This window comes from Streptomyces sp. NPDC030183 (assembly GCF_055573455.1).
In genome coordinates this window covers 109,587-131,892 of record NZ_JBVIBK010000004.1, presented here as the reverse complement: position 1 = coordinate 131,892, position 22,306 = coordinate 109,587, and the positions used below count along the sequence as shown (strand labels likewise).

At 74.7% G+C, this 22,306-nt stretch carries 1 protein-coding gene; it reads left to right on the top strand.

Annotated elements, in window-relative coordinates; all coding sequences use genetic code 11:
• Window position 1 precedes the first annotated feature (1 nt).
• A complete protein-coding gene (locus ACZ4Z2_RS06675) occupies window positions 2-22,201 on the top strand; it encodes a non-ribosomal peptide synthase/polyketide synthase (protein ID WP_468073056.1) in 22,200 nt (7,399 codons plus the stop codon).
• Window positions 22,202-22,306 lie beyond the last annotated feature (105 nt).

The following is a 22,306-nucleotide window of genomic DNA, read 5'->3' as shown; positions in this document are numbered from 1 at the left end:
CATGAGCACTGCCAAGACGAACCGAAACGGGGCGCTGCCGCTGACGGCGGCCCAGCACGGGGTGTGGGTCGCTCAGCGACTGGACCCGGACAGCCCGCTGTTCACCTGCGGCATCTACTTCGACGTCCCCGGCCCCGTGGACCGCGCGCTGCTCGCCCGGGCCGTGGCACGCGCGGTGGCCGAGACCGAGGCGCTGAGGGTGCGCTTCCACGACGACGGGGAGACGGTCGAACAGCTCGTGGAGCCGTCCCTCCAGGGCGAGTTGGCGTACGTCGACGTCAGCGACGCGGCCGATCCGGTGGCCGCCGCCCGCGCCTGGACCGAGACCGCGCAGGCACAGCCGATACGCCTGACCGGCGACCGCCTCTTCGCCCACACCCTGCTGCGGCTGGGTACCGACCGGCACTGGCTGCACTTTCGCTACCACCACATCCTCCTCGACGGCTACGGCCAGGTCCTGCACTGCCGCCGCCTGCTGGAGATCTACACCGCGCTCAGCGCCGGCCAGGAGCCCGGGGACTCCGGTTTCGGCGCCCTGCGGGACGTCCTGGCGGAGGAGGACGCCTACCGGGGTTCGCGGCGCCGGGAGCGGGACGCGGCTTACTGGCGGGGCCAGTTCGCGGATCTGCCCGAGTCCACCGAACTCGGCACCGGCGCCACCGTCCTCGCCCCCAGCCTGCCCGGCGCCGTCACCCGGCTGCCCGAGGAAGCGGCCCGCCGGGTGCGCGCGCTCACCGGCTCCCGCTGGTCGATCCCGGTCATCGCGGCCATGGCGGCCCACACCCACCGGGTCACCGGGGCCCAGGACGTGGTCGTACGGGTGTTCATGGCGGCCCGGCAGAGCCCGGGGGCCCTGGCGACGCCCGCGATGCTGGTCAACGACGTGCCGCTGCGCGTGCGCGTCGACGGCTCCACGACCTTCGCCGACCTGCTCGACCGGGTCGCCGCGTGCCTGTCCGAGGCGAGTCGGCACCAGCGGTACCCGCACGACGACCTCCGCCGTGACCTCGCCGCCTCCGCCCACCCGGGCACCCTCGGCGGGCCCAGCGTGAACATCCTGTCCTTCGCCGCCGCCCGTCTGCCGTTCGGCCCGGTCCTGGCGGAGGCGCATCAGCTGGCCTCGGGCCCGGTGCGGGACCTCGCCCTGCACGCGTACGGCGACCCCGAGGCCGGCGAGGGCATCGAGCTGACCCTCAACGCCCACCCCGGCCGCTTCACCCCCGAGACCGCCGCCGCCCACCGCGACCGCTACCTGCGCCTGCTCACCGCCGCCACCGGGCGACCGGACCTGCCCATCGGCGCCCTCGACCTGCTCGACGACGCGGAGCGGAAGCGCTTCCACCGCTGGAACTCCACCGGGCACGAGACCGACGGCCGCTCCCTGGTGGAGCTGTTCGAGGAACGCGCGGCCGAGGCCCCGGCGGCCGAGGCCGTCGCCTTCGACGGCGAGCGGCTGACGTACGGGGAGCTGAACGCCCGCGTCAACCGCATGGCGCACGCCCTGCGCCGCGCGGGCGTCGGACCGGAGTCGCGGGTCGCGGTGCGGCTGTCGCGCTCGGTCGACCTGATCGTGGCGCTGTGGGCGGTCCTGAAGTCCGGTGCCGCCTACGTGCCCGTCGAGACCGGTTACCCGGCCGACCGGATCGCCCACGTCCTCGCCGACTCCCGGGCCTGCTTCGTCATCGACGAGGAGAGCGTGCGCGGACTCGGTGCGGGCGAGCCGGACACCGACCCGGGCGTGGTGGTGCGCGGGGACACCACCGCGTACGTCGTCTACACCTCCGGCACCACCGGCCGTCCCAAGGGCACCCTGGTCACCCACGCCGGTATCGCCAACATGCTCGCCTGGATGCAGGACGAGTACCGGCTCACCCCGGCGGACCGGGTCGTGCACAAGACGCCCATCGGCTTCGACGTGTCCGTGTGGGAGGTCTTCTGGACCCTCACCCGGGGGGCGACCCTCGTCGTCGCCCGCCCCGACGGCCACCGCGACCCCGCCTACCTCGCCCGGCTGGTGCGCGACGAGCGGGTCACGATCATCCACTTCGTGCCGGCCATGCTCGGCCCGTTCCTCGACGAGTACGAGCCGGTCGCCTCCCTGCGCATGGTCAGCTGCGGCGGCGAGGCGCTGCCCGCCGGGCTCGCCGAACGCTTCCACCGCGAGTGCGGCGCCCAGCTGCACAACTCCTACGGCCCCACCGAGTTCTCGGTGACCGCCACCTCCCGCGCGTGCGCCCCCGGCGAGCCCGTCACCATCGGCGTACCCACCCACAACTCCCGGGCGTATGTGCTCGACCCGGCCCTGCGGCCGGTGGCGGACGGCCTCACGGGTGAGCTCTACCTCGCGGGCGTCCAGCTCGCGCGCGGCTACCTCGACCGGCCCGCCCTGACCGCCCAGCGGTTCGTCGCCGACCCCTACGGCCCGCCCGGGACCCGGATGTACCGCACGGGCGACCTCGTGCGCCGCCGGGTCGACGGCGAACTGGAGTTCGCGGGCCGGGCCGACGACCAGGTGAAGATCAACGGGCAGCGGGTGGAGCCCGCCGAGGTCGAGGCCGTGCTGGCCTCGGTGCCCGGTGTGGAACAGGCGGTCGTCGTCGTGCACGACACCGCCGCCGGAGCCCGGCAGCTCGTCGGATACGTCACCGGCGCCCCGTCCGTCGACCCGCGGGCATGGCTCGCCGACCGGCTGCCCGCCCTCCTCGTGCCGGCCGCCGTGCTCACCCTCCCGGAGATCCCGGTGACCCCCAACGGCAAGGTCGACCGGCGGGCGCTGCCCGCGCCGGCCCTGACCGCCGGGGGGCGCGCCCCCGAGACCGCCGCCGAGCGGGTGCTGCACGAGATCGCCGCCGGACTTCTCGACCGGCCCGCACTCGGTGTCGACGACGACCTGTTCGCGCTCGGCGCCGACAGCATCCACGCCATCCAGCTGGTCAGCCGCGCCCGCCGCCAGGGCCTCGCGCTCACCCCGCAGGACGTCTTCGACCACCCGACGGTCGCCCGGCTCGCCTGCGTGGCGGCACCGGCGAGCGGACCGGAACCCGACGACGACCCGGTGGGCGGCTTCCCCGAGACGCCCATGGAGCGTCGGCTCGCCGAACGCGGCGGACCCACCACCGGATTCGCCCAGTCGCTGCTCCTCACCACCGAGCCGGGGCTCTCCCACGACCATCTGCGCGCCGCCCTGCAGAGCATCCTCGACCGCCATGACGCCCTGCGGATGCACGGCCGGCGGATCCGCCCCGTGGGCGCCGTGCGGGCCGACGACTGCCTCGTACGCGCCACGGCAGGCGACGACCTGGACGAGCACCGGGAGTCGGCCCGCAAGGCGCTCTCACCGGAGGACGGCGCGATGGTCCGGGCGGTGTGGTTCGACGCCGGGCCCACCGAGCCCGGCCGGCTGCTGCTCGTCCTGCACCACCTCGTCGTCGACGGCGTCTCCTGGCGCGTCCTCCTGCCCGACCTCGCCGAGGCCCTCACGGCCGCCGCCGAGGACCGCGCCCCCGAGCCGTCCCCGGCCGGGACCTCGCTGCGCCGCTGGGCGGACCATCTCGCCGCGCTGGCCGACGACCCGGACACCCTGGCCGAACTCCCGCTGTGGACCGAACTGTTGAGCACCGAGGAGCCCGTCCTGGGCGCCCGCCCGCTCGACCCGGAGCGGGACGTGCACGCGACCGCCCGCACGGTCACCGTCACCCTCCCGGCCGCCCTCACCGACACCCTGCTGACGACGCTGCCCGCCGCCCACCGGGCCACCCCGGACGACATCCTGCTCGCCGCGCTGTCCGCGGCCGTCCAGCGCCACCGGGGCGAGGGACCGGTCCTGGTCGACCTGGAGGGACACGGCCGCGACCACCTGCCCGCCGGGTTCGACCTGAGCACCACCGTCGGCTGGTTCACCCGGATGCACCCGGTGCGCCTCGGCGCCGGCACGGACACCGGCCCTCAGCTGATCCGGCGCACCAAGGACGAGCTGCGCGCGATCCCGCACGGCGGACGCGGCCACGACCTGCTCCGCGACCGGCTCGCGCACCTGCCCGTCCCGCAGATCGCCTTCAACTACCTCGGCCGCCTGGACGCCGACGCCCTCGGCGGCTGGCACCTGGCCGACGGCACGGAATCCGTCCGGCTGCTGGCCGACGACGGCCTCGCCTGCGCCCACGCCCTGGAGATCGACGCGTACGTCCGCGACGGCGCCCTCACCGCCGTGTGGACGTATCCCGGGGGCGTGCTCACCGAGACGCAGGTGCGGGCGCTCGCCGAGGCGTGGACCGGCGCGCTGGCCGAACTGGCCGCGCACACCAGGGGCGCGCTGACCGTCTCCGACGTGCCGCTGGTGCGCATCACCCAGGAGGAACTGGACCGCTTCCGGGGCGCCGCCGACGTCCTGCCGCTGTCCCCGCTCCAGGAGGGCCTGCTCTTCCTCGCCCTGTACGAGCCCGACGACCCGTATGTGGGCCAGCTCGTCCTGGAGATCGACGGCGGCTACGACCACGACCGCATGCGGGCCGCCGCGACCGCCCTGCTGCACCGCCACCCGAACCTGCGCGCCGCCTTCCGCAGCCGCTCGGCGGGCGCGCCCGTCCAGGTCGTGCCGGACACGGTCCGGGTGCCCTGGGAGGAGCGGGACGAGGCCGACCTGGAGGCGTTCCTGGCCCGCGACCGGGCGCGCGGCTTCAGCGTCGTACGGCCGCCGCTGCTGCGGTTCACCGCGCTCGGGAACCGACTGGTGGTGACCCACCACCACCTGCTGCTGGACGGCTGGTCGCTGCCCCTGCTGGTGCGCGAGCTGTTCACGCTGTACGGCGGTGACGGGCCGGCTCCGGTGGCGCCGTACCGCGACTACCTGGCCTGGCTGGCCGGGCAGGACCGCGAGGCGTGCGCCGCGGCGTGGGGCGAGGAACTCGCCGGGCTCGCCGCGCCCACGCTGCTCGCGCCCGCCGGGGCCGTCCCCGATGGTCACGGCGTCCACGAGGTCGCCCTCTCCGAGGCGGTCACCGAGGCCCTGACCGCGCGGGCCCGTGCCCACCGGCTCACCCTGAGCACCGTCGTGCAGGGCCTGTGGGCGCTGCTGCTGAGCGGCCTCACCGGTCGCGACGACGTGCTGTTCGGCGCCACCGTGTCGGGGCGTCCGGCGGAACTGCCCGGCGCGGAGTCGATGGTCGGGCTGTTCGTCAACACGCTGCCGGTCCGGGTGCGCGTGGACCGGGGCGAGACACTGGCGGCGCTGCTGGAGCGGCTCCAGCGGCGGCAGGCGGCCCTGCGTGCGCACCAGCACGCCTCCCTCGCGGACCTCACCCGCGGATCCGGCCTCGACACGCTGTTCGACACCGTCATCGCCTTCGAGAACTACCCGATGAGCGACGGCGTCGAGGCCGGGGGGCTACGGCTCGCGCACGCCCGAATCGTCGAGCGCACCCACTACCCGGTGTCGCTGTCGGTGTTCCCCGGCGAGCGGCTCACCCTGAAGTTCGCCCACCTGACCGGCATGTTCGCCCCGGGGGCCGTCGAGCGGCTCGCCGACCGGCTGACCGAGCTGCTCACGGGCGCGGCGGGCGGACTCGACGTGCCCGCGGGCGACCTGGTGGTCATCGGCGAGGAGGACCGGCTGCTGGTCACCGGCCACCGGGCCGTCACGGACGGCGCCGGGCAGGCGACGGAGACGAAGGCGGCCGGTGGCGGCGCGCCCCGCACTCCCGAGGAGGAGACCCTCTGCCGCATCGTCGCCGAGGTCCTCGGCGTGGACCAGGTCGGCGTCGACGACGAGTTCTTCGCACTCGGCGGCACCTCGATCCTGATGATCCGTCTGGTCCACCGGGTCCGCGACGAGTTCGGCGTGGACCTGTCGCTGCGCGACGTCTTCGCCGCGCCCACCGTCGCCGGTGTCGCCGAGCGGCTGGCCGGTGTCGGCCCCGAGGCCAAGCGCATCACCGCGGACGAGCGGCCCGGCCGCGTCCCGCTGTCGTTCGCGCAGGAGCGCATGTGGTTCCTGCAACGCCTCCAGCGCGGGACCGGCACGTACAACATCCCCCTCGCCGTCCGCCTCACCGGCACCCTCGACACGGACGCCCTCGGCGCCGCGCTGGGCGACCTGGTCGCCCGGCACGAGGCGCTGCGCACCGTCTACCCGGAGGACGCCGAGGGCCCCCACCAGGTCGTGCTGCCCGCGGACACCGGCTTCACCATGGAGGTCGTCCGGGACCCCGCCCCCGACCTGGCCGGGTCCGCCGCCCGCCCCTTCGACCTGACCCGTGACGTGCCGCTGCGGGCGACGCTGTACGAGACCGGGCCGGACACCTACGTCCTGCTCCTGGTCGTGCACCACATCGCCGCCGACGGCGCCTCGCTGCGTCCGATCGCCGAGGACCTCACCGCCGCCTACCGCGCCCGGTGCGCCGGGAACGCGCCTGATTTCTCCGAACTGCCCGTGCAGTACCCGGACTTCGCGCTGTGGCAGCGCGACAGCCTGGCCGCCGACCTGCCCCGCCAGGTCGCGTACTGGAAGCAGGCCCTGGACGGCCTGCCGCCCGAGGTCACCTTCCCCGCCGACCGGCCCCGGCCGGCGGTGGCCACGCACCGCGGCGACCATGTGGAGTTCCCCGTCGCCCCGGAGCTGTACCAGCGGATCCTGGACCTGGCCGGCCGTACCCGCACGACCCCGTTCATGGTCCTCCAGGCCGCCGTGTCGCTGCTGCTGACCCGGCTCGGCGCGGGCGAGGACATCCCGCTCGGCGGTGTGATCGCCGACCGGCCGGACTCGGCGCTGGACGACGTGGTGGGCGTGTTCATCAACACCCTCGTCTACCGCGTCGACACCTCCGGCGACCCCCGCTTCGAGGAACTGCTGGTCCGCGTCCGCGAGACGGGCCTGGCCGCCTACGCCCACCAGGGCGTGCCCTTCGAGCGGCTGGTGGAGGAGCTGAACCCGGAGCGCTCCCGCTCCCGGCACGCCTTCTTCCAGGTGATGCTCGCCTGGCTGGACCTCACCGAGGCCCGTTTCGAACTGCCCGGCGTCACCGCCGACCCCGGCCCCGTCACCAGCGGCACCGCCAAGTTCGACGTCCACTTCGACTGCCATGTCGACGGTGCCGGCGGACTGCTGTGCCGCCTGGAGTACGCCACCGACCTGTACGACCGGCGTACGGCGCTGAGTTTCGCCGCCCGCTTCGTCCGCGTCCTCGACGCCGTCACCGCCGACCCGGCGCTGCCGCTCTCCCAGGTCGACGTGCTCGACGACGCGGAACGCTCCCTGCTGCGGGAGGGCTGGAACGCCACCGCCGTACCGTTCGACGACGAGGGCTCGGTCGTCGAGCTGTTCGAGGCGCGCGTGTCAGAGGCCCCGGACGCCGAAGCGGTCCGCTTCGAGGGGGAGGGCGTCACCTACGGCGCGTTCAACGCGCGGGTGAACCGGCTGGCGCACGCCCTGCGCGAGCGCGGTGTCGGCCCCGAGTCGCGGGTCGCGGTGATGCTGCCGCGCTCGGTCGACCTCATGGTCGCGCTGTGGGCGGTGCTCAAGACGGGCGCCGCGTACGTGCCGATCGACACCGGCTACCCGGCCGACCGCATCGCGTACATCCTCGCCGACTCGGGCGCCCGGCTGCTGATCTCCGACCGTGACGCGGACGGCTTCGAGCGGATCGCCCCCGACGTCCAGGGCCCCGAGCACAACCCGGGAGTGCGGGCCCACGGCGACAACGCGGCCTACGTCATCTACACCTCCGGCTCCACCGGCCGGCCCAAGGGCACCGTCAACACGTACGCGGGCATGGCGAACAGGCTGTGGTGGATGCAGCGCGACCACCGGCTCGCCACCGGGGAGCGGGTGCTGCAGTCCACCCCGGTCAGCTTCGACGTGTCGGTGTGGGAGGTCTTCTGGACCCTGATGTACGGCGGCACCCTCGTCGTGGCCCGGCCCGACGGCCACCGCGACCCGCTCTACCTGGGGCGGCTGATGGACGAGGAGTCCGTTGCCGTCGTCCACCTCAGCGCCTCCATGCTGGGCGCCTACCTGGCCGAGACCCGGCTGCCCGACCGTGTCCGTCTGGTCGTCTCCGGCGACGAGGCGCTGCCGGCCGAGCTGGTCCGCCGCTTCCACGAGGGCTCGGACGCCGTGCTCCTCAACGCCTACGGCCCCACCGAGGCCGCCGTCGACGTCACGGCGTGGGCCGCGCCGCCGGACACCGAGACCGTGCTGATCGGCGGCCCGGTCGCCAACACCCGTGTGCACGTGCTCGACGCGGCACTCGCCCCGGTCGCCCCCGGCGTGCCCGGCGAGCTGTACGTCGAGGGCGTGCAGCTCGCGCGCGGCTACCTGGACCGGCCCGGACTGACCGCCGAGCGGTTCGTGGCGAGCCCGTACGGCCCGCCCGGCGCCCGGATGTACCGCACCGGGGACCTGGCACGCTGGACGTTCGACGGCGAGCTGGAGTACCTCGGGCGCGCCGACAACCAGGTCAAGCTGCGGGGCTTCCGGGTCGAACTCGGTGAGATCGAGGACGCGCTGGCCGACCACCCGGCCGTCGCCCAGGCCGCCGCGGCCGTGCACGGGCAGTGGCTCGTCGGCTATGTCGTGCCCGTGTCCCCGGACGCCCCGGTGGACGCCGAGGCACTGCGCGACCGGCTCGCCGCCCGGCTGCCGGAGTACATGGTCCCGGCCCAGATCACCGAGCTGGCGGCCATGCCGCTCACTCCGAACGGCAAGCTCGACCGCAAGGCGCTGCCCGTGCCCGAACGGACCCACGCCTCCGGGCGCGGGCCGCGCACCGCGCAGGAGGAGATCCTGTGCGGGCTGTTCGCCGAGGTGCTCGGCGTGCCCGAGGTCCGCGTCGACGACGACTTCTTCGCGCTCGGCGGGCACTCCCTGCTGGTGACCCGGCTGGCGAGCCGCATCCGGGCCGCGCTGGACGTCGACGTCGAGCTGTCGGTGCTGTTCGAGGCCACGACCGTGGCGAAGCTGTCCGCGCGGCTGGGCGGTGGATCGCCCCGGCGGCCCGCGGTGACGGCACGGGCCCGCGAGGGACGCCTGCCGCTGTCGTACGCCCAGGAACGGCTGTGGTTCCTGCACCGCTTCGAGGGACCGTCCGCGACGTACAACCTGCCCGTCGCGCTGCGTCTGTCGGGCGTCCTCGACGTGCCCGCGCTGACCGCGTCCCTCGCCGACGTGGCGGGCCGGCACGAGGCGCTGCGCACGGTGTTCGCCGAGGACGAGCACGGCCCGTGCCAGGTGGTCCTGCCGCCGTCGGCGGTGCCGCCCCTGGCCGTCGTGCGCACCGGCGAGGACGCCCTCGACGAACGCCTCGCCGAGGCCGTGCGCACCCCGTTCGACCTGGCCGCCGAACCCCCGCTGCGGGCCACCCTGTTCGACCTCGACGGCGACGCGTACGTGCTGCTGCTGGTGCTGCACCACATCGCCGGCGACGGCGCCTCCATGGCCCCGCTGGCCCGTGACCTCGCCGAGGCGTACACGGCCCGCACCCGGGGCGAGGAGCCCGGATGGCCCGGACTGCCTGCCCAGTACGCCGACTTCGCGCTGTGGCAGCGGACCGTGCTCGGCTCCGCCGACGACCCGGACAGCGAACTCGCGCGGCAGCTCGACCACTGGCGCGTGGTCCTCACCGGGCTGCCCGAGCAGCTGGAACTGCCCTTCGACCGGCCCCGCCCGGCCCGGCCCACCCACCGCGGCGACACGGTGCCCTTCAGCGTCGCGCCCGAGGTCCACGCGTCCCTGGTCCGGCTCGCCCGTGAGCACCACACGACCGTCTTCATGGTGGTCCACGCCGCCCTGGCCGTCCTGCTGCACCGGCTCGGCGCGGGCGACGACGTCGTGATCGGCTCGCCCGTGGCCAACCGCACCGACGACGCCCTGGCGCCCCTGGTCGGCTACTTCGCCAACAACCTCGTCCTGCGCACCGACCTGACGGGCGACCCGGACTTCACCGAGGTGCTGCGCCGGGTGCGGGCCGCCGACCTGGCCGCCTACGCCCACCAGGACGTGCCCTTCGAGCGGCTGGTGGAGGCGGTGAACCCGGTGCGCTCCACGGCCCGGCATCCGCTGTTCCAGACCGGGCTGAACTTCCACACCGCCGACCAGCAAACCGCCCTCGACCTCGCCGTGGACCTGCCGGGGCTCTCGGCGCGTGTGCAGCCGGTCGCCTCGCCCGCCGCCAAGTTCGACCTGTCGTTCTTCCTCGGCGAACGGCCCGAGGGCGGGGTCTCGGGACTCCTGGAGTTCGCCACCGATCTCTTCGACCGCGACACGGCCGCCCGGATCGCGGAGCGCTTCACCTCTCTGCTCGCGGCCGTCGCAGCGGAACCCGCCCGAGGTGTACGAGAGTTCGACATCGTCTTCGAGGAGGAGCGGCGGCAGCTGCTCACCGAGTGGAACGCCACCGACCACGCGGTACCGCCCGGCACCCTCACCGACCTCGTCGAGGCCCAGGCGGCCCGCACCCCCGACGCGCCCGCCGTCGTCTTCGGCGCCACCGAGCTCTCGTACGCCGAACTCGACGCCCGCGCCAACCGGCTGGCCCGGCACCTGGCGGACCTCGGCGCCGGCCCCGAGCGGTACGTCGCCGTCCTGCTGCCGGTCAGCGAGGACATCCCGGTGGCCCTGCTGGCCGCGCTGAAGACCGGCGCCGGCTATCTGCCGCTGGACCCGGCCCACCCGGCCGACCGGCTCGCGTTCATGCTCCGCGACATCGCCCCGGTGGCCGTCGTCACCACCCCCGAACTCGCTAAGACCGTACGGTCCTCGGCGGGCGGGCCGGTGGTGCTGCCCGACGACCCGGCGATCGCCCGGCGGCCGTCCGGCCCGCTGACCGGCGTCGCCCGGAGGCCCGAGCACGCCGCGTTCGTCATCTTCACCTCCGGTTCGACCGGCCGCCCCAAGGCCGTCGTCGTAGAGCACCGCTCGCTGGTCGCCTACCTGGCGTGGGCGACCCACGAGTACGAGAGCCTGCGTGCGCGCGTCCTGGTGCACTCGCCGGTCTCCTTCGACCTCACCGCGACCGGCATGTTCGGCCCGCTGATCTCCGGCGGCCGTGTGGAGCTGGTCCGCTGGACCTCCAGCGGCCCCGACCCGGACACGCGGGTCATCCGGCCCGACTTCGTGAAGGCCACGCCGAGCCATCTCCACCTGCTCGGCGCGGTGCCCGACGAGTACTCCCCCAGCGGACAACTCGTCCTGGGCGGCGAGTCGCTGCTCGGTGACGTCCTCGACGCCTGGCGTGCCCGGCACCCCGGTGTGACCGTCCTCAACGAGTACGGACCGACCGAGACCACCGTCGGCTGCAGCCTGTTCCGCATCGAGCCCGGCGACACCGTGCCGCCCGGGGTGATCACCATCGGCACCCCGGCCTGGAACACCCGGATGTACGTCCTCGACGCCCTGCTCCGCCCGGCCCCGGTCGGCACCGCGGGCGAGCTGTACGTGGCCGGTGACCTGGTCACCCGCGGCTACCACGGCCGCCCGGGCCTGACCGCGGGCCGTTTCGTCGCCGACCCCTACGGGCCGCCCGGGACGCGGATGTACCGCACCGGCGACCTGGCGCGGTGGACGGCGGCCGGGCGGCTGGAGTTCGTCAGCCGGGTCGACGACCAGGTCAAGATCCGGGGCTTCCGGATCGAGCTCGGCGAAGTGGAGGCGGTGCTGACCGCCCAGCCCGGTATCGACCGGGCCGCCGTGGTGGTGCGCGAGGACCAGCCCGGCGACAAGCGGCTCGTCGCCTACGTGGTGCCCGAGCCGGGCGTCCCCGCCGACCCCGCCGCCCTGCGCGCAGCCGCCTCCCGGGCCCTGCCCGACTACATGGTCCCCGCCGCCTTCGTCGCGCTGGACACCCTGCCGCTGACCGCCAACGGCAAGATCGCCCGCGCGGCCCTTCCCGCGCCCGCCCTCACCGCCGGACAGCCGGGCAGGGCCCCGGCCGAGGGTCTGGAGCGGCAGGTGGCGGACGTCTTCACGGCCGTCCTCGGGGTGCCCGAGGTGGGCGCCGACGACGACTTCTTCCGGCTCGGCGGGCACTCCCTGCTCGTCGCCCGGCTGGTCAACCGCGTCCGGTCCGGCCTCGGGGCCGAACTGTCCCTGCGGGACGTCTTCGAGCGGCCGACCGTCGCCGGGATCGCCGAACTGCTCGCCGCACGGGCCGGGCGGGGCACCCGCGCGCCGCTGGTGCGGCGGGCACGGCCGGCGCGGGTGCCCCTGTCGGCGGCGCAGCGCCGGATGTGGTTCCTCGACCGGCTCGACGGCCCGTCCCCGACGTACACCATCCCGGTCGTGCTCCGCCTGACCGGCACCCTCGACGCCGACGCGCTGCGCGCCGCCTTCGGGGACCTGGTCCGGCGGCACGAGGCGCTGCGGACCCTGATCGCGGAGGACGCCGAAGGCCCGCACCAGGTCGTCGCCGACACCGAGCCGCCCTTCACGGTCGTGCCGTGCCGGCCGTCCGGGTTCGACGACGCGGTGGCCCGCGCGGCCCGGGAGCCGTTCGCCCTGGACCGCGAACTCCCGGTCCGTGCCACGCTGTTCACCGACGGCGAGCGGGAGCACGTGCTGCTCGTGCTCGTCCACCACATCGCCGGTGACGGCGCCTCCATGCGTCCCCTCGCGGCCGACCTCTCCACGGCCTACACGGCCCGTCTCGACGGCCGCGCGCCCGACTGGGCGCCGCTGCCCGTCCAGTACGCCGACTACGCGCTGTGGCAGGGTGACTTCCCGGGCGACCATTTGGAGTTCTGGACGTCCGAGCTGGCGGGCCTGCCCGAGCAGATCGAGCTGCCCACCGACCGGCCCCGGCCCGCGGTGATGTCGTACCGGGGCGGCACGGTCGCCTTCACCGTCCCCGCGCGGCTGCGCGAGCGGGCCGAACGCCTCGGCCGTGAGCGGGGGGCCAGCGCCTTCATGGTGGCGCACGCCGCGCTCGTCGCCCTGCTGGCCCGGCTGGGCGCCGGGGACGACATCGTGATCGGCACGCCCGTCGAGGGACGGCCGGACAGTGCCCTCGACGACCTCGTCGGGCTCTTCGCCAACACGCTGGTGCTGCGCGCCGACGCCTCCGGGAACCCGGCGTTCACCGAGTTGCTGGACCGGGTGCGCGGGGCCGACGTGGCCGCGTACGCCCACGCCGACGTGCCGTTCGAGCAGTTGGTGGAGGAGCTGAACCCGCGGCGGTCGCGCTCGCGGCACCCGCTGTTCCAGGTGATGCTGACGTTCAACCGGCACAGCGCGCCGCCCACCCTGCCGGACCTCGCCGTCACGGTGGCGGACGCGCCCGGCGACCGGGCCAAGTTCGACCTGTCACTGACCCTGACGGAGGACCCGGCGGGCGGCTGGAGCGGAACGGTCGAGTACGCCGCCGACCTGTTCGACCGCACCACCGCCGAGCGCGTCGCCGAACGGTATCCGCGCCTGCTGGACGCCGCCGTCACCGACCCGGGGCGGCCGATCCACGGGCTGGAACTGCTGACCGGGACCGAGCGCGAGGACCTCCTCGTACACCGGCAGGGCGCGCCGGCGGCGGGTACGGGCCGCATCCTGCCCGAGCTGTTCGAGGCGCAGGCGGCCCGCACCCCGGACGCGCTCGCGGTCGTCTCGGACGGCGCCTCGCTGACGTACGACGCGCTGAACCGAGGCGCCAACCGGCTCGCCCGGCACCTGATCGCCCTCGGCGCCGGCCCGGAGACCGTCGTCGTGGTCGTCCTGCCGCGCCGCGCCGACACCCTCGCCGTGCTGCTGGCGGTGCTGAAGGCGGGAGCGGCCTATCTGCCGATCGACCCAGCCAATCCTGCCGCTCGCGTGGACAGCCTGGCCGCCGACGCGGGTGCCCGCCTGGTCGTCACCGAGAGCGTGCTCGCCGACTGGGCGCCCGCCCTGCCCGCGTACGCCGACAGCGACCTGGGCGTGCCGGCGCACCCCCGGCAGGCCGCGTACCTGATCTACACCTCCGGCTCGACGGGCCGCCCCAAGGGCGTCGTCGTCGAACACGCCTCGCTGGCCGCGTATCTGAGCCGGGCCGCCGAGCTGTACCCGGCGGTCTCCGGTGAGTCGCTGGTGCACTCCTCGCTCGCCTTCGACATGCCGGTCACCACGCTGTTCGCCCCGCTGATCAGCGGCGGCCGGGTCCGGTTCGGCGACCTCGACGCGCACACGGACCGCCCGGACCTGCTGAAGGTCACCCCCAGCCATCTGAAGCTGCTGGAGACCCTGCCCGACCGCGCGTCGGACGCCCGCACCCTGATCGTCGGCGGTGAGGCGCTCGACGGCGAGTTGCTCCAGCGCTGGCGCGAGCGGCATCCGCAGGCCCTGGTGGTCAACGAGTACGGTCCCACCGAGGCGACCGTGGGCTGCGTCGTCCACACGATCGCGCCGGGCGAGGAACTCGCCCCCGGCTCCGTGCCCATCGGGCGGCCGCTGGCGGACGCGCGGGTGTACGTGCTGGACGCGTATCTGCGGCCCGTCCCCGACGGTGTGTGGGGCGAGCTGTATCTGGCCGGACCCCAGCTCGCCCGCGGCTACGCGGGCCGGCCGGGACAGACCGCCGAGCGGTTCGTGGCCGACCCGTTCGGCCCGGCGGGCAGCCGTATGTACCGGGTGGGCGACCGGGCCCGCTGGCGGAGCGACGGCGTCCTGGAGTTCGCCGGACGCGTCGACGACCAGGTGAAGATCCGCGGGTACCGCGTCGAACCGGGCGAGATCGAGGCCGCGTTGACCGCCCTCGACGAGGTCGCCGCCGCGGCGGTCGTCGCGCGGGAGGACCGGCCGGGCGACCTGCGGCTCGTCGCGTATGCCGTGCCCGCCGCACGGCCGTTGTCCGTCGACACGGTCCGGGCGTCGCTGGCGGCCGCGCTGCCCGCGTACCTCGTCCCGTCGGCCTTCGTGGAGATCGACGCGATCCCGCTGACGCCCAACGGCAAGCTCGACCGCGGGGCCCTGCCCGCGCCCCAGGTCGCGCGGGAGCGGGGACGCGGGCCGCGCACCCCGCGCGAGGAGGTCCTGTGCGGGCTCTTCGCCGACGTGCTCGGCGTGCCCGAGGTGTCGGTCGACGACGACTTCTTCGGGCTCGGCGGCCACTCCCTGCTGGCCACCGTCCTCGTGAACCGCGTCCGCGCGGCCCTGGGAGTCCGCGTCGAGCTGCGGCAGGTCTTCGACGCCCCGACCGTCGCCGCGCTCGCCGGGGTCCTCGCGGAGGACACCCCGTACGAGCCGCTCGTCGCCCAGCCGCGGCCGGACCGGGTGCCGCTGTCCTTCGCCCAGGAACGGCTGTGGTTCCTGCACGCCCTCAATGGGCCGTCCCACACCTACAACGTCCCCCTGGCTGTGCGTCTGACCGGCACCCTGGACGTGGCCGCGCTGCGTGCCGCGCTCGGTGACGTGGCCGCGCGGCACGAGGTCCTGCGGACCGTCTTCGCCGACGACGCGGAGGGCCCGCGCCAGATCGTCCTGCCGGTCGAGCGGGCCCGACCGGAGCTGACGGTCGTGCCGACGACGCACGACGCCCTGGCCGCCGCGGTGGCCGAGGCCGCGCGCCGCACGTTCGACCTCGCGACCACGCCCCCCTTCCGGGCCTGGGTGTTCCGGCTGTCGGCCGAGGAGTCGGTGTTCCTGCTGCTGATGCACCACATCGCCACCGACGCGGTGTCGATGGCGCCGCTCGCGCGTGATCTGTCCGAGGCGTACGCGGCACGGCTCGCCGGCACACGGCCCGAACAGGCGCCGCTGCCCGTGCAGTACGCCGACTACGTCCTGTGGCAGCGGCGGACCCTGGGCGACGCGCAGGCCGACGACACCCCGGCCGGCCGGCAGCTGGCGTTCTGGAAGGAGACGCTGGCGGGGGCCCCGGAGGAACTGGAGCTGCCCTTCGACCGGCCGCGTCCGCTCTCCCCGGCGGGGGACGGCGCGGCGGTCGGCCTGGAGATCTCTCCGGAGCTGCACCGGCGGCTGGCCGACGTGGCCCGGCGGTGCGGGACCACGGTCTTCATGGTCGTGCAGGCCGGGCTGGGCGTACTGCTCACCCGGCTCGGCGCGGGCACCGACCTGCCGATCGGCACACCGGTCGCCGGCCGCACCGACGAGGCGCTGGAGGACCTGGTCGGGTTCTTCGTCAACACCCTGGTGCTGCGGGTGGACACCTCGGGCGACCCGCGTTTCACCGACCTGCTGGAGCGGGTCCGGCGCACGGACGTGGACGCCTACGCACACCAGGACCTGCCGTTCGAGCGGTTGGTGGAGGCCCTGAACCCGTCCCGGTCGCCGGCCCGGCATCCGCTGTTCCAGGTGATGCTGTCGTTCCACAACGACGCCGGAGCCACACCGGCCCTGCGGGGGCTGGACGCCCGGCCGGCCGATGTCGCGTTCACCCCGGCCAAGTTCGACCTGTCCTTCCACCTCACGGAGCAGGCGGGCCCGGACGGTGCGCCCGGCGGCATGGCGGGCGAGATCCAGTACGCGACAGCGCTGTTCGACGCGGCGACCGTCGCGCACCTGGCCGAGCGGTTCGTGCGGGTCCTGGAACAGGCCGTCGCCGAGCCGGACACCCGCGTCGGCGCGTTCGACGTGCTGCTGCCCGGCGAGCGCGCCCTGGCCCTGGAGGAATGGAACGACACCGCCGCGCCGGTCGAAGGGCCGTCCCTGGTGGACCTGTTCGAGGAGCAGGCCGCCCGGACCCCGGACGCCGAGGCCGTCGTCTTCGAGGGCGAGCGCCTCACCTACGGGCAGCTGAACGCGCGGGTGAACCGGCTGGCGCGGGCACTGCGCCGCCGGGGCGCGGGCCCCGAGACGCGGGTGGCGGTCCTGCTGCCGCGCTCGGTGGACCTCGTCGTGGCGCTGTGGGCGGTGCTCAAGGCAGGCGCCGCCTACGTCCCCGTCGACCCCGGCCACCCGGCCGAGCGGATCGCCTACACCCTCACCGACTCCGGTGCGACCCTGCTGATCTCCGATCGGGACGTCGAGGGGTTCGAGCGGATCGGTCCCGACGCCGGGGCCGGCGAAGCGCCGGACAACCCCGAGGTCGCCGTCCACGACGACAACGCGGCCTACCTCATCTACACCTCCGGGTCCACCGGCCGGCCCAAGGGCACCGTCGTCACCCGGGCCGGGATCGCCCACACCCTCGCCTGGATGCAGGCCGACCACCGCCTCACCCCGGCGGACCGGGTCGTGCACAAGGCGCCCATCGGGTTCGACGTGTCGGTGCGGGAGATCTTCTGGCCCCTCACCCGCGGCGCGACGCTCGTCGTCGCCCGCCCGGACGGCCACCGCGACCCGGCCTACGTCGCCCGGCTGGTCCACGAGGAGCGTGTCACCGTCCTGTGCTTCGTGCCGGCCCTGCTCGGCCCGTTCCTGGACGAGTACCGGCCCGCCGGGTCACTGCGCCTGGTGATGTGCGGCGGCGAGGCACTGCCCGCCGCCCTGGCCGCCCGCTTCCACCGCGAGTGCGGCGCCCGGCTCGTCAACTCCTACGGCCCGACCGAGTTCTCCGTGACCGCGACCACCTGGGCCGTCGTCCCCGGCGAACCCGTACGGATCGGCGGCCCCGGCCCCCACACCCGCGCCTATGTGCTGGACGCGTGGCTGTCCCCGGTGGCGCCGGGAGTGGCGGGCGAGTTGTATCTCACGGGCGTCCAGACGGCGCGCGGCTACGCCGCCCGGCCCGCTCCGACCGCCGAACGCTTCGTCGCCGACCCCTACGGGCCGCCCGGAGCCCGGATGTACCGCACCGGCGACATCGTGCGCCGGACGCCGGACGGGGAGCTGGAGTTCCTCGGCCGCGCCGACGACCAGGTGAAGATGCGGGGCTTCCGGATCGAGCTGGGCGAGGTCGAGGGGGCCCTCGCGGACCATCCGGCGGTCGCCCAGGCCGCCGCGGCCGTGCACGGGCAGCGGCTGGTGGGCTACGTCGTCCCCGCCGGGGACCTCGACGACGAGGAGCTGCGGGCCCGGCTCGCCGGGCGGCTGCCCGAGTACATGGTTCCGGCGCGGCTGGTCCGGCTGGCGGAGCTGCCGTTGACGCCCAGCGGCAAGGTGGACCGCAGGGCCCTGCCGGCGCCCGACACCGCCCCGTCGGCGGGCAGGGCACCCCGGACGGTGCGGGAGGAGATCCTGTGCTCCCTGTTCGCCGAGGTGCTGGGCCTGCCCGCCGTCTCGATCGACGACGACTTCTTCGAACGGGGCGGGCACTCCCTGCTGGTGGCCCGGCTGGGCAACCGGATCCGGGCCGTGCTCGGGGTCGAGATCGAACTGTCGGCGCTGTTCGAGGCCACCACCGTGGCGAAGCTCTCGGCCCGGCTGGGATCGGCGCCCGCGCGGCGCGCCGAGATCGTGGCCCTCCCGCGCGGCGAGCGCGTCCCGCTGTCGTACGCGCAGCGGCGCCTGTGGTTCCTGCACCGTTTCGAGGGCCCGTCGGCCGCCTACAACATCCCGCACGCCCTCAGGCTGACCGGACCGCTGGACACCACCGCGCTCTCGGCCGCGCTGACCGATGTCGTCGCCCGGCACGAGATCCTGCGCACGGTGTTCGCCGAGGACGAGGACAGCGCGTACCAGGTCGTCCTCCCGGCCGACACCATCACGGTGCCGGTGACGGAGCACCGCACCGCCCCTGACGAACTGGACACCCGGCTCGCGGACGCGGCGGCGTACGCCTTCGATCTCACCACCGAGATCCCCATACGGGCCTGGGTGTTCCGGCAGGCGGCGGACGAGGCCGTCCTGCTGCTGCTCGTCCACCACATCGCCGGGGACGCGGAATCCATGCACCCGTTCACCGCCGACCTGGCCGGCGCCTACCGCGCCCGCCTCGCGGGCGAGGCACCCCAATGGGCACCTCTGAAGATCCAGTACGCCGACTACGCCCTGTGGCAGAACCAGGTCCTCGGAGACGCCGACGACCCCGGCAGCCGCGGCGGCAGTCAGCTCCAGTACTGGCGGAAGGCGCTCGAAGGGGCCCCCGAGGAGCTGAACCTGCCCACCGACCGGCCGCGCACCGCGTCCGCCGGGAACCGGGGCGCCGCGGTGCCCCTGGAGATCGGCCCCGAACTGCACCAGCGGCTCGCCGAGGTCGCCAAGGCCCAGGGCGCCACCGTGTTCATGGCGCTCCAGGCCGGTCTCGCCACGCTGCTCACCCGGCTCGGCGCGGGCACCGACCTGCCCATCGGCATCCCCGTCGCCGGCCGCGGCGACGAGGCCCTGGACGGGCTGGTCGGGTTCTTCCTCAACACCCTGGTCCTGCGGACCGACACCTCGGGCGACCCGAGCTTCACCGAACTCCTCGGCCGGGTACGCCGTACCGACCTGGACGCCTACGACCACCAGGAGCTGCCGTTCGAGCGGCTCGTGGAGGCGGTGAACCCCACCAGGTCCCCGGCCCGGCACCCGCTGTTCCAGGTGATGCTGTCGTTCCGCAACAACGCGGAGGCCCGCTTCGAACTGCCCGGCCTGACCGTGCGGCACCTCCCGGCGGGCCTGCCGTCCGCCAAGTTCGACCTGTCCTTCAGTCTCACCGAGTCGGTGGACGCGCAGGGCGCCCCGGCCGGAGTGCGCGGCGAGATCCAGTACGCCACCGCGCTGTTCGACGAGGAGACCGTCGCCCGCCTCGGCGAGCGGCTGCTGCTCCTGCTGGACGGGGCGGTGCGCCGACCGGGCACGCCGATCGGCGAGTTGGAGGTGCTGCTGCCGCAGGAGCGGCATGCGCTGCTCCTCGACCGGAACGCCACCCGCGTCGAGGAGCCGCCGGCCACGCTGGCGAGCCTGTTCGAGAGCGCGGTCGCCGCCCGCCCGGACGCCGTCGCGGTGATCGCCGGGGACATCTCGGTGACCTACGCCGAACTCAACCGCCGTGCCAACCAGTTGGCGCACCTGCTCATCGGTGGGGGGATCGGCCCCGAGTCGGTCGTGGCCCTGGCCCTGCCACGCTCCCTCGACCTGCTGATCGCCGCGCACGCGGTGACCAAGGCGGGCGCCGCCTACACCCCCCTCGACCCGGACAACCCGCCCCGGCGGACCGCCGGGATGCTGGAGGACGCCGAGGTGGCCGCGGTGATCACCACGGCGGGGCACGCCCCGGACCTTCCACCAGGAACCCCCCTGGTGGTCCTGGACGACCCGGCGACCGCCGCCCTCGTCGCCGCCGCCCGGGACACCGACCCGACCGACACCGACCGGCTCGCCCCGCTGCGGCAGGACAACGCCGCCTACGTCATGTTCACCTCCGGCTCGACCGGGCGGCCCAAGGGCGTGGTCGTCTCGCAGGCGTCGGTCGTCAATCACCTGCGCTGGCTTCAGCGCGCGTACGGGCTGACGCCCGACGACCGGGTGCTGCAGAAGACGCCCATCGCCTTCACGGTGTCCGTGTGGGAGCTGTTCTGGCCCTTCCAGGCCGGGGCGACCACCGTCGTGGCCGACCCGGACGGGCACCGCGACCCGGACTACCTGGCCCGCACGATCGCCCGGCACTCCGTCACGACGGTGCACTTCGTGCCGTCGATGCTGGAGATCCTCCTCGCCGAGGGCCGCCGGGAGGAGTTCGCGAGCCTGCGCCGGATCTTCGTCGGCGGCGAGGCCCTCTCCCGTGACCTGTACGAGCGGTGCACGGCCGCGTGGGGTGTCCCGCTGCACTACAAGTACGGCTCCACCGAGGTGACCTGCGACGCCACTGTGTGGGACCCGCGGACCGACCCCGGGAGCCGGCCCCTGGTGACCATCGGCCGCCCGATCGACAACACCCGTGCCTACGTTCTCGACGCGGCGCTCCGGCCCGTACCGCCCGGCGTACCCGGTGAGCTGTACATCGCCGGCCACCAGGTCACCCGCGGCTACGCGGGCCAACCGGTGCTGACCGCCGAGCGGTTCGTGCCGAACCCGTACGAGACCGGCGCCCGGATGTACCGCACCGGTGACCTGGTCATGTGGGACCGCGAGGGCCGGCTGCACTTCGTCAGCCGCGCGGACCAGCAGCTGAAGGTGCGCGGCATCCGCGTCGAGCCGGGCGAGATCGAGACGGTGCTCACCGAACAGCCGGGCGTACGCCGGGCCGTGGTCGTCCTGCGCGACGACACCCTGGTCGCCTACGTGACCGGCGAGGCGGACCGCCTCGACCCCGCCGAACTGCGCCGCCGGCTCGCGGCCCGGCTGCCCGCCCACCTGGTACCGGCGTTCGTCGTGCCGCTGCCGGAGCTGCCGTACAACTCCAGCGGAAAGGTGGACCGTGCCGCCCTGCCCGCCCCGGACCGGACACCTGCGGGTGCGGGCCGCGCCCCGGCCACGGAGGAAGAGCACGTCCTGTGCGGCCTGTTCGCGGACGCGCTCGGCCTGCCCGAGGTCGGGGTCGACGACGACTTCTTCGCCCTCGGCGGTCATTCACTGCTGGCCACCCGGCTCATCACCCGGGTGGCGCGGAAGCTCGGCGTCCATCTGACGGTACGGGCCCTGTTCGAGGCGCCCACCGTCGCGTCCCTGGCCGCGCGGCTGCGCTCCGGGGGCGGGGCGGAGCACGATCCGCTGGCGATGCTGCTGCCGCTGCGCACGGGCGGCACCGGCACCCCGGTGTTCTGCACTCACCCCCTGGGCGGGCTCAGCTGGATCTACGCCAACCTCGCCCGGCACCTCGACGACCGCCACCCGGTCTACGGCCTCCAGGCCGCCGGTCTCGACGGGCACGGCGAGCGGGCCCGCAGCATCCCCGACATGGCGGCGCAGTACGTGGCCCGGATCCGCGAGGTGCGACCGCACGGCCCGTACCGCCTGGTGGGGTGGTCGTTCGGCGGACTCGTCACCCAGGAGATGGCGGTCCAGCTCCAGGAGGCAGGGGAGGACGTCGAACTGCTCATGCTGCTCGACACCTACCCGAGGGACCTGGAGGCGCCGGGACGCACCGAGGCGGAACTCCTCGACGGCGTGACCCCGCCGGAGGAGCTGGCGACGCTCACCCCCGAGCAACTCCACTCGGTGCGGGCGGCGTTGGTGAACAACGACCGCATCGCCGCCCGCCATGTGCCCCGCGCCTTCCGGGGTGACCTCGTCTTCTGCCGGGCCCTGCGCCTGGAGGACGGCGAGACCCGGCGGGAGCCGGACCTGTGGCGGCCCCACGTCACCGGCCGCATCGACGTCCACCCGGTCGACGCCACCCACAACGGCATGCTCGCCGACCGCCCGGCCGCACGGATCGGGCGCCTGCTGAGGGACCTGCTCCGCACGGCCGACGACACCGACTGACGGGCCGACCGACCGGCCGACGACACCGACTGACGGGCCGACCGACCGGCCGACGACACCGACTGACGGGCCGACCGACCGGCCGACCGACCCGACCGGCCCACT

What these genes read in the sequence shown, in the direction of transcription:
- ACZ4Z2_RS06675 (WP_468073056.1), top strand. Translation starts at nt 2, where the DNA reads ATGAGCACTGCCAAGACGAACCGAAACGGGGCGCTGCCGCTGACGGCG.